This window comes from Streptomyces sp. NPDC111507, from assembly GCF_055638955.1.
In genome coordinates, this window is sequence record NZ_JBVKBU010000001.1 from 445,655 (window position 1) to 458,798 (window position 13,144).

Annotated in this window: 15 protein-coding genes and 1 riboswitch; of the genes, 7 read left to right on the plus strand and 8 right to left on the minus strand. The window is 70.9% G+C overall.

What is annotated here, in order from left to right:
* Positions 1-167: 167 nt before the first annotated feature.
* The 4 genes from thiE to ACZ7M2_RS02020 form a co-directional block, all read right to left on the minus strand.
* Positions 168-818 (minus strand): thiamine phosphate synthase, encoded by a 651-nt coding sequence (gene thiE / locus ACZ7M2_RS02005; protein WP_352046609.1) that lies wholly within the window; start codon positions 816-818, stop codon positions 168-170.
* A gap of 132 nt (positions 819-950) precedes the next feature.
* Positions 951-1,322, minus strand: coding sequence for an Rv2175c family DNA-binding protein (locus tag ACZ7M2_RS02010; RefSeq protein WP_054231512.1), 372 nt, complete (start codon positions 1,320-1,322; stop codon positions 951-953).
* Positions 1,323-1,403: 81 nt separating this feature from the next.
* Entirely contained in the window at positions 1,404-2,642 is a 1,239-nt protein-coding gene (locus ACZ7M2_RS02015; RefSeq protein WP_471593761.1) for an NAD(P)/FAD-dependent oxidoreductase, read from the minus strand.
* A gap of 32 nt (positions 2,643-2,674) precedes the next feature.
* Positions 2,675-3,025 (minus strand): avidin-fold protein, encoded by a 351-nt coding sequence (locus ACZ7M2_RS02020; RefSeq protein WP_054231514.1) that lies wholly within the window; start codon positions 3,023-3,025, stop codon positions 2,675-2,677.
* A gap of 51 nt (positions 3,026-3,076) precedes the next feature.
* A riboswitch (TPP riboswitch) is annotated at positions 3,077-3,188 on the plus strand.
* On the opposite strand from ACZ7M2_RS02020, the gene thiO reads away from it, so the two are divergent.
* The 5 genes from thiO to ACZ7M2_RS02045 all read left to right on the plus strand — a co-directional run bounded on the left by thiO (position 3,186) and on the right by ACZ7M2_RS02045 (position 8,557).
* Complete coding sequence (thiO, locus tag ACZ7M2_RS02025) at positions 3,186-4,391, plus strand: glycine oxidase ThiO (RefSeq protein WP_471593762.1); 1,206 nt, start codon at positions 3,186-3,188, stop codon at positions 4,389-4,391. (Overlaps the previous riboswitch by 3 nt.)
* The gene (thiS, locus tag ACZ7M2_RS02030) at positions 4,388-4,588 is read left to right on the plus strand and encodes a sulfur carrier protein ThiS (protein WP_352046612.1); all 201 of its coding nucleotides are present in this window, start codon (positions 4,388-4,390) and stop codon (positions 4,586-4,588) included. Before thiO ends, thiS begins: the two co-directional genes overlap by 4 nt.
* A gap of 3 nt (positions 4,589-4,591) precedes the next feature.
* Positions 4,592-5,386 carry a thiazole synthase gene (locus tag ACZ7M2_RS02035; protein WP_471593763.1) on the plus strand — a complete coding sequence of 265 codons (795 nt, stop codon included), beginning with the start codon at positions 4,592-4,594 and terminating at the stop codon, positions 5,384-5,386.
* A gap of 257 nt (positions 5,387-5,643) precedes the next feature.
* Positions 5,644-7,593, plus strand: a complete 1,950-nt coding sequence (gene pknB, locus ACZ7M2_RS02040; RefSeq protein WP_471593764.1) for a Stk1 family PASTA domain-containing Ser/Thr kinase — start codon at positions 5,644-5,646, stop codon at positions 7,591-7,593.
* A 94-nt stretch (positions 7,594-7,687) separates the two neighbouring features.
* The gene (locus ACZ7M2_RS02045) at positions 7,688-8,557 is read left to right on the plus strand and encodes a deoxyribonuclease IV (protein ID WP_261689544.1); all 870 of its coding nucleotides are present in this window, start codon (positions 7,688-7,690) and stop codon (positions 8,555-8,557) included.
* Positions 8,558-8,581: 24 nt separating this feature from the next.
* On the opposite strand, the gene ACZ7M2_RS02050 is transcribed toward ACZ7M2_RS02045, so the two are convergent.
* Positions 8,582-9,214 (minus strand): sulfite oxidase-like oxidoreductase, encoded by a 633-nt coding sequence (locus ACZ7M2_RS02050; protein ID WP_471593765.1) that lies wholly within the window; start codon positions 9,212-9,214, stop codon positions 8,582-8,584.
* Positions 9,215-9,369: 155 nt separating this feature from the next.
* Here ACZ7M2_RS02050 and bfr point away from each other — a divergent pair, with 155 nt between their 5' ends.
* The gene (bfr, locus tag ACZ7M2_RS02055) at positions 9,370-9,849 is read left to right on the plus strand and encodes a bacterioferritin (RefSeq protein ID WP_471593766.1); all 480 of its coding nucleotides are present in this window, start codon (positions 9,370-9,372) and stop codon (positions 9,847-9,849) included.
* Here bfr and ACZ7M2_RS02060 read toward each other — a convergent pair.
* The 3 genes from ACZ7M2_RS02060 to ACZ7M2_RS02070 all read right to left on the minus strand — a co-directional run bounded on the left by ACZ7M2_RS02060 (position 9,846) and on the right by ACZ7M2_RS02070 (position 12,940).
* Entirely contained in the window at positions 9,846-10,097 is a 252-nt protein-coding gene (locus ACZ7M2_RS02060; RefSeq protein ID WP_352046617.1) for a (2Fe-2S)-binding protein, read from the minus strand. The genes bfr and ACZ7M2_RS02060 overlap by 4 nt on opposite strands.
* 149 nt (positions 10,098-10,246) lie before the next feature.
* Positions 10,247-11,599, minus strand: a complete 1,353-nt coding sequence (locus ACZ7M2_RS02065; protein ID WP_054231523.1) for a class II 3-deoxy-7-phosphoheptulonate synthase — start codon at positions 11,597-11,599, stop codon at positions 10,247-10,249.
* Between the two features lie 135 nt (positions 11,600-11,734).
* Entirely contained in the window at positions 11,735-12,940 is a 1,206-nt protein-coding gene (locus ACZ7M2_RS02070; protein WP_471593767.1) for a glycoside hydrolase domain-containing protein, read from the minus strand.
* A gap of 124 nt (positions 12,941-13,064) precedes the next feature.
* On the opposite strand from ACZ7M2_RS02070, the gene ACZ7M2_RS02075 reads away from it, so the two are divergent.
* Positions 13,065-13,121 carry a trp operon leader peptide gene (locus ACZ7M2_RS02075; RefSeq protein ID WP_071528813.1) on the plus strand — a complete coding sequence of 19 codons (57 nt, stop codon included), beginning with the start codon at positions 13,065-13,067 and terminating at the stop codon, positions 13,119-13,121.
* Positions 13,122-13,144 lie beyond the last annotated feature (23 nt).

Here is a 13,144-nt window from a genome sequence, read left to right on the forward strand (position 1 = left end):
CCGCAGGTTAGTCAGGGGGCGGCGGTCTCCCAACCGAACCGACGCCAATTGTCCGATTTGTCGACTTCTTGTCCACCCCTCGGACACCTGTGGGGACAACCGGTCCGATCGTCGATCGGACCATCGACGCGCCCGTGGGCACGGCCTGTGCCTGACGCGGCCGCCCCTTACGCCTGACGCAGCCGCTTCGCGAATTCTCCCGCCGCCGCGCCGGGATCCGCCGCCTCGGTGATCGCCCGTACGACGACGACGCGGCGGGCGCCCGCCTCCAGGACCTCGTCGAGGTTGCCGAGGTCGATGCCGCCGATGGCGAACCAGGGGCGGTCGGTGACGAGCGAGGCCGTGTAACGGACCAGGCCGAGGCCCGGGGCGTGGCGGCCGGGCTTGGTGGGGGTGGGCCAGCAGGGACCGGTGCAGAAGTAGTCGACGCCGTCCTGGACGGCGGCCGCCGCGGCCTCGGACTCGGCGTGCGTGGAGCGGCCGATCAGGACCTCGTCGCCGAGGATCGCGCGGGCGGCGGGGACCGGCAGGTCGCCCTGGCCCAGGTGGAGTACGTCGGCGCCGATGGCGTGGGCGACGTCTGCCCGGTCGTTGACCGCGAGGAGCTTGCCGTGGCGGGCGCAGGCGTCCGCGAAGACCTGGAGGTGCTCCAGTTCCTCGGCGGCCTCCATGCCCTTGTCGCGCAGCTGCACGATGTCGACGCCGCCGGTCAGGACCGCGTCCAGGAAGTCGGCGAGGTCACCCTGACGCTTGCGGGCGTCCGTGCAGAGGTAGACGCGGGCGTCGGCGAGGCGGGTGCGGGCGGCGTTCTCGGGCATGCGTGTGTCCCCCGTGGTGCGGTGCGTACGGATGTCGTACGCACCCTACGGACGTGGTGCGGTGCGTACGGACCGCGGCGGCCGGGGTGGTCCGGGGCCGGCCGTGGTCCGTACGCCGGAGGGTCGGTCGAATCAGACGGCGAGCGCCTGGGCGCGGCGCTTCACCTCCGTGCCGCGATTCTCGCTCAGCGCCTGCGCGGGGGTGCCGGGCAGGCTCGGGTCGGGGGTGAAGAGCCACTCGAGCATCTCTTCGTCGGAGAAGCCGTCGTCCCGCAGGAGCGTCAAGGTGCCGGTCAGGCCCTTGACGACCTTCTGCTCGTTCCCGTCGATGAAGGCGGCGGGGACGTGCAGCGCGCGGTTCTCACCACGGCGTACGGCGATCAGCTGGCCCTCCTTGACCAACTGCCGGACGCGGGTCACCTCGACGCCGAGCTGTTCGGCGATGTCGGGGAGGGTGAGCCAGGCGGGGACGAGAGCATCGATCTTTGCGTCAATCTCGGTCACGGGACAAGCCTGCCATCCCGGACTGACACTCGGTACCCGAGCGCCCCCCGGACCGCCGTCCGGGCGACGCAAACCGGGCGGTCATGCCGTGGCGTCCTTCAGAGGGCGGGAAGGGTCGGCCAGGACGTCCGGGTTCATGGGCATGCCCGCCTCGATGAGGCGGCGGGCCTGGGCCAGGTCACGGGGACGCCCCACGGCCAGCAGGGCGACGAGGCGGCTCTCGCGGAGCCAGCACACCGTCCAGGCCGCGCCGGACGGGTCGCCCCGCCAGATGGTCGTATCGGCGGGGGTGTGATGGCCGACGTACTGGACGAAGCGGCCGAACTGCTCGGACCAGAAGTACGGGACCGGGTCGTAGGCCGCCGGGGCCTCGCCGATGATGTTCGCCGCGACCGTGCGCGGCGCCTGGAGGGCGTTGTCCCAGTGGTGGACGAGGAGGCGCTGCTCGTAGCGGCCCGACGGGAAGGAGGCGCAGTCGCCGACCGCGTAGACGTCCGGCACGGAGGTACGCAGGTGGTTGTCGGCGACCACTTCACGGTGGGCGCCGAGCTCGATGCCGGAGCCGGCCAGCCAGGCGGTGGCGGGGCGCGCGCCGATGCCGACGACCACGGCGCCCGCCGGCACCCTCGTGCCGTCGTCGAGGATCACCGCGCCGGGCTCGACGCGCTCCACGCGCGCGTGGGTGCGCAGCGACGCGCCGCTGTCCGCGTACCAGGCGGTCATCGGCGCGGCCACCTCCGCGGGCAGCGCGCCGGCCAGCGGCCGGTCGGCGGCCTCGACGACCGTGACCGCGCACCCGGCCTCACGTGCCGCCGTCGCGAACTCCGCACCGATCCAGCCCGCCCCGACGACCACGATGTCGTGCTGCTGGGCGAGCACGGGGCGCAGCCGCTCGGCGTCGTCCAGGGTCCGCAGCAGATGGACGCCGGGAACGCCCTCCGCGCCCGGCAGCTGGATCGGTTCCGCGCCGGTCGCGAGGACCAGGACGTCGTAGGGCACCGGTCCTGCCTCGGTGTCCAGCTCGTGGTCCGCGGGGCGCAGGCCCAGCGCCTCGCAGCCGAGCCGCAGTTCGATGTCCAGCGCCTCGAAGTCGATGTCGAAGGCGGAGCCCTCGGCCTTGCCGAGCAGCACCGCCTTGGACAGGGGTGGCCGGTCGTACGGCTGGTGCGGCTCGGCGCCGATCAGCGTCACGTTCCCGGTGAATCCCTGTTCCCGCAGGGCGACCGCCGTCTGTACGCCGGCCATGCCCGCGCCCACGATGACGACCCGCCGTGCCGTACGCCCCTGCGCCCGCACCTGTGCCCGCGTCTGCTCGCTCACCTGATCACCATAGACAACTGACAATCTGTCAGTCAGGGGACGTGCGCAGTGACCTGTTCCACAACGCTCGTGCCGCTCCCGTCCTGGGACTCCCACTCCCAGGTCTCCTCCAGGCGCAACCGTCCGTCGGGCAGCTCCACGACCACGGACACGCAGTGGCCCGACGAGGTGCTGCCGTCGTGCTTCAGCTGCACGTACCGGAAGTCGAGGCGGTCGCCCTCCCGCGTCCCCACGAGGTGACCGCGTACGACGTCCCCGCCCGCGTACTCGGCCCAGATCTCGCCGTCCTTCTCGTGGTACGTGAACCGGGTGCGCGTGCCGACCTGCCCGGGGGCCTGGTCGGCGACCGGGGCGAGGACCAGGCCGTCGAGCGTACGGGCCATGGGCGGAGGCTCCCTTACTGAGACATACGGCAGCGGCTAGGGTGGCCAACGTAAAGCACTCGCGGGAGCCCGGACGCACCGGGCTGAGAGGGAGGCTGGCGGCCTCCGACCGTACGAACCTGATCCGGGTCATGCCGGCGAAGGGAGGGGCTGGACGCCCATGTCGCCTACGCGTACACCTGCACGTTCCTCGGATGCGCCGTCATCGGACGCACGTGCGTCAGACGTCCTCGTCATCGGGGGCGGGATCATCGGTCTGGTGACCGCCTGGCGGGCCGCGCAGCGCGGGTTCACCGTCGCGGTCGTGGACCCCGAGCCGGGCGGCGGGGCGGCACGGGTGGCCGCCGGAATGCTCGCCGCCGTCACCGAGCTGCACTACGGCGAGCAGACCCTGCTGGGCCTGAACCTCGCCTCCGCGCGCCGCTATCCCGACTTCGCCGCCGAACTCACCGAGGCGAGCGGCCAGGACCTCGGCTACCGCCGGTGCGGCACGCTGGCCGTCGCGCTGGACGCCGACGACCGGGCTCATCTGCGCGAACTGCACGCCTTGCAACACCGCTCGGGGCTCGAATCGGAGTGGCTCAGTGGCCGGGAGTGCCGCCGTCTGGAGCCCATGCTCGCGCCGGGCGTGCGCGGCGGGCTGCGGGTCGACGGCGACCACCAGATCGACCCGCGCCGACTCGCGAAGGCCCTGGTCACGGCGTGTGAGCGGGCCGGAGTGGAGTTCCACCGGACGTGGGCGGAGCGCTTGACCGTCGTACGGGACCGGGCCGCCGGGGTCGTCACGACGGGCGGTGAACGGCTGGCGGCGGGACAGGTGGTGCTCGCCGCCGGAAGCCTCAGCGGAAAGCTCCCGGGCGTGCCTGCCGACGTACTGCCGCCCGTACGGCCCGTGAAGGGTCAGGTGCTGCGGCTGACCGTGCCGAAGCGGTGCGCGCCGTTCCTGAGCCGGACCGTGCGGGCCGTGGTCCGCGGCAGCCAGGTCTACCTGGTGCCGCGGGAGAACGGTGAGCTCGTCGTGGGCGCCACCAGCGAGGAGCTGGGCTGGGACACGACGGTGACCGCGGGCGGGGTCTACGAGCTGCTGCGCGACGCCCACGAGCTGGTGCCCGGGATCACCGAACTGCCGCTCACCGAGACGCGCGCGGGCCTGCGGCCCGGGTCGCCCGACAACGCGCCGCTGCTCGGCCCGACTGCGCTCGACGGGCTGCTGCTGGCCACCGGGCACTACCGCAACGGCGTGCTGCTCACGCCCGTCACCGGGGACGTCATGGCGCACGCCCTGACCACCGGCGAGCTCCCGGAAGAGGCCCGCCCCTTCACCCCCGGGCGCTTCAGCACCGCACTCACGGAGCAGACCGTATGAACATCTTCGTCAACGGAGAGCGACGGCTCGTCGCCGCCGACACGGCCCTCGACGCGCTCGTCGCCACCCTCACCGTCGCGCCGTCCGGCGTCGCCGCCGCGCTCAACGAAACCGTCGTCCCGCGCACGCAGTGGTCGTCCACGGCCCTCTCCGAGGGAGACCGCGTCGAAGTCCTCACCGCAGTCCAAGGAGGCTGAACCATGGCCGACGATCCGTTTGTCCTCGCAGGTACGTCCTTCTCGTCCCGGCTGATCATGGGTACGGGGGGTGCGCCCAGCCTCGACGTCCTGGAGCGGTCGCTCGTGGCGTCCGGCACGGAGCTGACGACGGTCGCGATGCGGCGGGTGAATCCCGCGGCGCACGGCTCGGTGCTGTCCGTGCTCGACAAGCTGGGCATCCGGGTGCTGCCGAACACCGCGGGGTGTTTCACCGCGGGCGAGGCCGTGCTGACCGCGCGGCTCGCGCGGGAGGCGCTCGGTACGGAGCTGGTCAAGCTGGAGGTCATCGCCGACGAGCGGACCCTGCTGCCGGATCCGATCGAGTTGCTGGACGCCGCCGAGACGCTGGTCGACGACGGGTTCACCGTGCTGCCGTACACCAACGACGATCCCGTGCTCGCGCGGAAGCTGGAGGACGTGGGGTGCGCGGCGGTCATGCCGCTCGGGTCGCCCATCGGGTCCGGTCTCGGCATCCGCAACCCGCACAACTTCCAGCTGATCGTGGAGCACGCGCGTGTGCCGGTGATTCTGGACGCGGGGGCCGGTACGGCGTCGGATGCGGCGTTCGCGATGGAGCTGGGGTGTGCGGGCGTCATGCTGGCGTCGGCGGTGACCCGGGCCCAGGAGCCGGTGCTGATGGCCGAGGGGATGAAGCACGCGGTGGAAGCCGGGCGGCTCGCGTGGCGTGCGGGACGGATTCCTCGGCGGCACTTCGCCTCCGCGTCGTCTCCTGCGGAGGGGCTGGCCCGGTTGGATCCTGAGCGTCCTGCTTTCTAGGCACCCGGCGCTGATGTGTTTTTTCTCCCGCCCGCGCACCGCCCGTTTCCAGTCGGCTGGAAAGCGTGCGTCGCCTGTGGGGGTGGCGCGCCGTTGGCGGCTGGGCGGTGGAGGGGCAGGCTGCCTTACATTCCCTGTGCACGGCATGTGGACCGGATCGATCAGGCGTGCGAGATCCGTCACAGGTCGGCTGCAGTCCCGCTCCGGAACTGGCCGGAAGGGTGGGGGTGACAGTGGCGGCTCGTAGACTCGCCTGCGTGGATACGACCCTTCAGGACCCGCTTGTCGGGCAAGTGCTCGACGGCCGCTACCGCGTCGACGCACGGATCGCGGTCGGCGGGATGGCCACGGTCTACCGGGCCCTGGACACCCGCCTCGACCGCGTGCTCGCGCTCAAGGTGATGCACCCGACGCTGGCCGCCGACGGCTCGTTCGTCGAGCGGTTCATCCGGGAGGCCAAGTCGGTGGCCCGGCTCGCGCACCCCAACGTGGTGCAGGTCTTCGACCAGGGCGCGGACGGGTCGTACGTCTATCTGGCCATGGAGTACGTCGCCGGCTGCACCCTGCGTGACGTGCTGCGCGAGCGCGGGGCGCTGCAGCCGCGGGCAGCCCTGGACGTCCTGGAGCCGGTGCTCGCCGCGCTCGGCGCCGCGCACCGCGCCGGGTTCGTGCACCGCGACATGAAGCCGGAGAACGTCCTGATAGGGGACGACGGCCGGGTCAAGGTGGCCGACTTCGGCCTCGTCCGAGCCGTGGACACCGTCACGAACACGACAGGGGCCGTCCTTGGCACCGTGTCGTACCTCGCCCCCGAGCAGATCGAGAACGGCACCGCGGACACCCGCGTCGACGTCTACGCCTGCGGGGTCGTCCTCTACGAGATGCTCACCGGCGGCAAACCGCACTCCGGGGACTCCCCCGCCCAGGTGCTCTACCAGCACCTGCACGCGGATGTGCCGCCGCCCTCGGCCGCCGTGCCCTCGATGCCCTACGCCCTGGACGAGCTGGTCGCCGCGGCGACCGCCCGCAACCCCGAGGTGCGCCCGCACGACGCGGTGGCGCTGCTCGGCCAGGTCCTCCAGGCGCGGGCCGGCCTCACCGCCGAACAGCTCGACGCCATACCCCCGCAGGCGCTCGCCGTGGGGCACGACAACGCGGGCGACCGTACGAGCGTGATCCCGCGCTCGCTCTCCGTGCCCCGCCTGCTGCCGGTGAACGAGGACGACGGCGACGCCGGCGACCCGGTGAACCGGACCAGTCGGTTCGAGCAGACCAGCCCATTCGAGTCCGGACCGCCCGCTCCCCCGCGGAGCGGCTCACGGCCCCGGCGCGGAATGTTCGCGATCATCGCCGCGGTCGTGCTGGTGCTCGGGCTCGGCGCGGGCGTCTGGTACATCAATTCCGGCCAGTTCACGAAGGTCCCGCTGCTGCTGGCAAAGACCGAGGCGCAGGCCAAGGCGCGCATCGAGCAGGCCGGTCTCGACGTCGGGCAGGTCAAGCACGCCTACAGCGACACCGTGAAGCGCGGCACCGTCATCAGCAGCGACCCGGCGCCCGGCGCACGCATCCGGGACAACGACTCCGTGACGCTGACCATCTCGAACGGCCCGGAGACGGTGAAGGTGCCCGACCTGACGGGACTCGCGCTGTTCAAGGCGCGGGAGGTCCTGAAGGGGGACGGGCTCGCCGCGGGCATGGTCACCCGGGAGTTCGACCAGGACGTTCCCAAGGGCTTCGTGATCAGTTCCGATCCGGGCGCGGGCACGGAGCGGCACGCCGGTTCGGCCATCGCCCTCACCGTCAGCAAGGGCAGCCCGGTGGAGGTCGCGGACGTCACGGGCGCGTCCGTCGAGGACGCCACCTCGGAGCTCGAGCAGGCGGGCCTGAAGGTGAAGATCGCCACCCAGCAGGTCAACTCGGAGTTCGACCAGGGCCAGATCGCCCAGCAGTCACCGAAGGCGGGCAGCCAGGTCGCAGGTGGCGACACCGTCACTCTGACCGTCTCCAAGGGCCCCGAGATGGTCTCGGTGCCGGACGTGGTGGGCGACAGCGTGGACGACGCGAAGCAGACGCTGGAGGACGCCGGGTTCCAGGTCAACGAGGACCGCGGGCTGCTCGGGCTCTTCGGTGACCACGTCAAGAGCCAGTCGGTGGAGGGCGGCAAGACCGCGCCCAAGGGATCGACGATCTCCATCGTGATCCGCTGAGACCACAAGCAGCGCCGAGACCACGGCCATGCTGGGACCACGGCAGTGAGGTCCGCCGACGGGCCGCCCCCGAGCGCGTGACACCCTGAAGAGCGTGACCAGCAAGCAGCTCCGCAACCCCGTCGGCGGCCATGTCCCCGTGGCCGGCGGCCTCAGCTCCGTCGGCCTGACCTACGCACGCGAGATGGGCGCCGAAACCGTCCAGGTCTTCGTCGCCAACCCGCGCGGCTGGGCGACGCCCGTCGGCAGTCCCCGCCAGGACGAGGAGTTCCGGGCGGCCTGTGCCGCCGAGTCGATACCCGCGTACGTCCATGCCCCGTATCTGATCAACTTCGGCTCGCACACCGAGGCGACGGTCGAGAAGTCCGTGGAATCGCTGCGCCACTCGCTGCGGCGGGGCCGGGAGATCGGGGCGCTCGGCGTGGTCGTGCACACGGGGAGCGCCACCGGGGGCCGGGAGCGGTCCGTCGCCCTGAAGCAGGTGCGTGAGCATCTGCTGCCCCTGCTGGACGAGCTGACGCATGACGACGACCCGTATCTGCTCCTGGAGTCGACCGCGGGTCAGGGCGCCTCGCTCTGCTCGCGCACCTGGGACTTCGGGCCGTACTTCGAGGCGCTGGACGCCCATCCGAAGCTGGGCGTGTGCCTCGACACCTGCCACATCTACGCGGCGGGGCACGACCTGACCGGGCCGAGCGGCATGCACCAGACGCTCGACCTGCTGGTGGACACGGTCGGCGCGGGCCGGCTCAAGCTGATCCACGCCAACGACTCCAAGGACGTGGTCGGCGCCCACAAGGACCGCCACGAGAACATCGGCTCCGGTCACATCGGCGAGGACCCGTTCCGCGCGCTGATGACCCACCCCGCCACTGAGGGCGTACCCCTGATCATCGAGACGCCGGGTGGGAAGGAGGGGCACGCGGCGGACGTGGAGCGCCTGAAGAAACTCAGGGACGGCTGAGGCCGCCTCAAGAGGCGGGCCGGATCAGAGCTCGGGGCCGTCCCCGGGCTCCTCCTGGTAGGAGTAGCGCTGTTCGCGCCAGGGGTCGCCGAGGTTGTGGTAGCCGCGCTCCTCCCAGAAGCCGCGGCGGTCGGCCGTCATGTACTCGACTCCGCGCACCCACTTGGGGCCCTTCCAGGCGTAGAGGTGGGGGACGACGAGGCGGAGCGGGAAGCCGTGCTCGGCGGTGAGGAGTTCGCCGTCCTTGTGGGTGGCGAAGATCGTGCGGTCGGAGGCGAAGTCGTCGAGGCGCAGATTCGAGCTGAAGCCGTACTCCGCCCAGACCATGACATGGGTGACGGTGGGCGCGGGCGGGGCGATCTCCAGGATCGTGCGCGCCGGGATACCGCCCCATTCGGCCCCGATCATGCTGAACTTCGTGACGCAGTGCAGATCGGCCACGACCGAGGTGTACGGCAGGGCCGTGAACTCCTCGTGGGTCCAGCAGTGCTTCTCACCGTCGGCGGTGGCGCCGAAGACCCTGAACTCCCAGCGTTCGGGACGGAACTTGGGTACGGGACCGTAGTGCGTGACCGGCCAGCCGCGCTGCAGTCGCTGCCCCGGCGGAAGCTCCGACTGTGCTGCTTCTCCCGTTCCACGTCCCACCGGCTGACCCATGACTCCATCCTGACAGACCGGGGACAGTGCACATGACCAGCCCAGTACGGAATCGGGCAACTCCTACTAAGCGTGCACTTACTGGACGACCCGGGACGCCGGTGCAAGGATGCGGCGCAATCTGCCCACTCCCCCGCTTGGAAGGAGCCTCTGCGATGCAGGGCGACCCCGAGGTCATCGAATTCCTCAACGAGCAGCTGACCGGTGAGCTGACCGCGATCAACCAGTACTTCCTGCACGCGAAGATGCAGGAGAACTTCGGCTGGACGAAGCTCGCGAAGTACACGCGCCACGAGTCCTTCGACGAGATGAAGCACGCGGAGGTGCTGACCGACCGGATCCTCTTCCTGGAGGGCCTGCCGAACTACCAGCGGCTCTTCCACGTCCGGGTGGGGCAGACCGTCACCGAGATGTTCCAGGCCGACCGGCAGGTGGAGGTCGAGGCGATCGACCGCCTCAAGCGCGGGATCGAGGTGATGCGCAACAAGGGCGACATCACGTCGGCGAACATCTTCGAGTCGATCCTCGAGGACGAGGAGCAGCACATCGACTACCTGGACACCCAGCTGGAGCTGGTGGAGAAGCTCGGCGAGGCGCTCTACATCGCCCAGGTGATCGAGCAGCCGGAGAGTTAGGCGGCTTCTTCCAGGCTCTGCGCCGGGGACAGCTCGGCCAGTACCGGCTTGCCCTGTTCGGCCAGCTCACGGCGGGGGCAGGTGCCACGGCCGAGGATCGCCTGGATGCTACGGACGCAGGAGCCGCAGTCCGTGCCCGCCTTGGAGGCGGAGGCTATCTGGCGGGGCGTGCAGGCGCCGTTCTCCGCGTGCTGCTTGACCTGCTGTTCGGTGACCCCGAAGCAACTGCATACGTACACGCGGTTCACCTCCCGGCGGGGTTGAAGTCTGGTGCCGTCCCGTTAATCGGTGAGGCTAACCTAACCTTACCCATCACCCAGGAACCGCAAAAGTGGGAGGGGGCGCGGATCGTATGTGATCCGCGCCCCACTTCACTCAGCTGTAACAGGCGAACCCGTCACTGGTCCCTGTACATCTCCGCGACCAGGAAGGCCAGGTCGAGGGACTGGCTGCGGTTCAGACGCGGGTCGCAGGCCGTCTCGTAGCGCTGGTGGAGGTCGTCGACGAAGATCTCGTCGCCGCCGCCCACGCACTCGGTGACGTCGTCACCGGTGAGCTCGACGTGGATGCCGCCCGGGTGCGTGCCCAGACCCTTGTGGACCTCGAAGAAGCCCTTGACCTCGTCGAGCACGTCGTCGAAGCGGCGGGTCTTGTGACCGGAGGCCGCCTCGAAGGTGTTGCCGTGCATCGGGTCGGTCACCCAGGCCACCACCGCGCCCGAGGCCGTGACCTTCTCGACCAGCTCGGGGAGCTTGTCGCGGACCTTGTCGGCGCCCATCCGCACGATGAAGGTCAGCCGGCCGGGCTCGCGGTCCGGGTCGAGGCGGTCGATGTACTGGAGTGCCTCCTCGGCCGTCGTCGTCGGGCCGAGCTTGATGCCGATCGGGTTGCGGATCCGCGAGGCGAACTCGATGTGCGCGCCGTCCAGCTGCCGGGTGCGCTCACCGATCCACACCATGTGGCCCGAGACGTCGTACAGCTGGCCCGTACGCGAGTCGACCCTGGTCAGCGCTGCCTCGTAGTCGAGGAGCAGCGCCTCGTGGGAGGCGTAGAACTCGACGGTCTTGAACTCCTCCGGGTCGGTCCCGCAGGCCCGCATGAAGTTCATCGCGTTGTCGATCTCCCGCGCCAGCTGCTCATAGCGCTGCCCGGACGGGGAGGACTTCACGAAGTCCTGGTTCCAGGCGTGCACCTGGCGCAGGTCGGCGTAGCCGCCGGTGGTGAAGGCGCGCACCAGGTTGAGCGTGGAGGCGGAGGCGTTGTACATCCGCTTCAGGCGCTCGGGATCCGGGATGCGGGCCTTCTCGTCGAAGTCGAAGCCGTTGACCGAGTCACCGCGGTACGTCGGCAGGGTCACGCCGTCGCGGGTCTCGGTCCCCTTGGAGCGCGGCTTGGAGTACTGGCCGGCGATGCGGCCGACCTTCACGACCGGCACGGAGGCGGCGTACGTGAGCACGGCGCCCATCTGGAGCAGGGTCTTGAGCTTGTTGCGGATGTGGTCGGCCGACACCGCGTCGAAGGCCTCGGCGCAGTCGCCACCCTGGAGAAGGAACGCCTCTCCCTTGGCGACGGACGCCATCCGGGCGCGCAGCTGGTCGCACTCGCCCGCGAAGACGAGCGGCGGATACGACTCGAGGTCCGCGATCACATCGCGCAGAGCCTCGGCATCGGGGTACTCGGGCTGCTGCGCCGCGGGCAGGTCTCGCCAGGTGTTGCCAGCGCTTGCGCTGGGCTTAGCGTTCACGGTCACCCTGACAACATTACGGGGTCGTGTCGGGCGTCCCTCCCCATGCCCATCAATTGAGACGAACCGCGCTCGATCGGGACGCGCTCCGGACGGCCGTACGGCAGGTCACCGCGGCCGCCCGGAGCGGGCGGGCAGGGCCTAGTCCACGTCGAGCCGGTCGCGGTCGATGGAGATCGTCACGCCGCCGTGCGTCTCGGTCGTGTCGCCCTTGTACTGGTGGATGCGCTGGTGGTCGGCCCACAGGTTCGCGGGGATCGTCGAGTCGGTGGTCGTCGACTTGCCGTTCCAGTGGGCGAAGTGGAGCACGTCGGGCAGGGTGACGCGGCTCTTGTTGGCCACGAGGTCGGTGACCAGGGACGAGGTGTTGCCGTAGACGCCGGAGCGGTAGCCCAGTGCGTGCACGCGCTCGGTGTAGGCGTCGAGGTAGGACAGCACCAGGCTGGTGACGGTGGAGCCGGGTGTGTAGTGCTCCAGGTCGCTGTAGATCACCGTGCCCTTGGGGAAGCCCAGTGTGGTCGCCTGCTGGACCGCGTCGTCGCCGGCCTCGGTGCCCTGCCGCACGGGATCGGTGATCGTCTCGCAGCCGCCCGCGCAGCTGCTCCCGCCGGAGGTGGGCTGGCGGCCGACGTAGAGCGGGATGAACCGCCAGCCGTTGGCGTACTGCGTCCGCAGCCAGGCGGCGGTGAGTCTGCTCTGGACGCAGGCGCGGTTGATCCCGCCGATGTAGACCCCGACGGCCCGGTAGTCGGAGTCGTCCCGCCAGGCGTCCATCGCCGTCTGGCCCGGCGCGGTGCAGGCGTCGAAGCCCTCGCCGCGGAAGGACGTCGCATCTGCGGGCAGCGGCGCCGCGGCGGGCGCGCCCGCGGTCGCGTCGGTCCCCGCGGCGGCGGCCGGCAGGCCGGCGTCGCGCAGGATGTCCTGGATCCTCGTGCGGTCCTCCGCGTACGCGGCGGTCACGGCGATCCGGTCGGCGGTGACCCGGAACGTGCGGGCCGTGCGGTTCTCGCTGGCGGTGCGGCCCTTGACGGCGGACGGCTGGACCAGGAACGCCTCGGTACGTCCCCTCGCCCCCGCCGGACACTGCTGCTGGTCGCCGGGCGTGCCGAGGTACACGGCGTGCCGGTCGAAGCGGACACAGACGTCCGGATGTTTCTCCAGGTCCACGATCGGCCAGGAGGCGGGGACGGTGAACTCGTGGCCGCGGTAGGTGACCTTGACGGTGTCGTCGGTCCCCGCGGCGCGTGCGCTGCCGAGCGGGCCGGCGGCGAGGGCCGCGGCGGCGGCGCACACGGTGAGGGTTCGGACACCGCCTCGGCGGGGCCGGGGTGAACGGGCTGCGGACATGGTCGTCTCCTCGGTCGGGCTTCCTGGGCCATGCCATCCATGGCCGGTGACCGAGCGGTAGGAACGCAGGGCGTGGACGGTTCACGCTGTTGCCCGCCCCCTGACGTCGGGTAAGGTGCGGCGCATGTTCGCGCACTCGACCCAGAACTGGTGGTGGACCGCTCATCCGGCGGCCCACTGACTGCGCGTACGCAAGACTTCGCG

What these genes read in the sequence shown, in the direction of transcription:
- thiE (WP_352046609.1), bottom strand. Translation starts at nt 818, where the DNA reads ATGCCCGAGAACGCCGCCCGCACCCGCCTCGCCGACGCCCGCGTCTAC.
- ACZ7M2_RS02020 (WP_054231514.1), bottom strand. Translation starts at nt 3,025, where the DNA reads ATGGCCCGTACGCTCGACGGCCTGGTCCTCGCCCCGGTCGCCGACCAG.
- thiO (WP_471593762.1), top strand. Translation starts at nt 3,186, where the DNA reads ATGTCGCCTACGCGTACACCTGCACGTTCCTCGGATGCGCCGTCATCG.
- thiS (WP_352046612.1), top strand. Translation starts at nt 4,388, where the DNA reads ATGAACATCTTCGTCAACGGAGAGCGACGGCTCGTCGCCGCCGACACG.
- ACZ7M2_RS02035 (WP_471593763.1), top strand. Translation starts at nt 4,592, where the DNA reads ATGGCCGACGATCCGTTTGTCCTCGCAGGTACGTCCTTCTCGTCCCGG.
- ACZ7M2_RS02050 (WP_471593765.1), bottom strand. Translation starts at nt 9,214, where the DNA reads ATGGGTCAGCCGGTGGGACGTGGAACGGGAGAAGCAGCACAGTCGGAG.
- bfr (WP_471593766.1), top strand. Translation starts at nt 9,370, where the DNA reads ATGCAGGGCGACCCCGAGGTCATCGAATTCCTCAACGAGCAGCTGACC.
- ACZ7M2_RS02070 (WP_471593767.1), bottom strand. Translation starts at nt 12,940, where the DNA reads ATGTCCGCAGCCCGTTCACCCCGGCCCCGCCGAGGCGGTGTCCGAACC.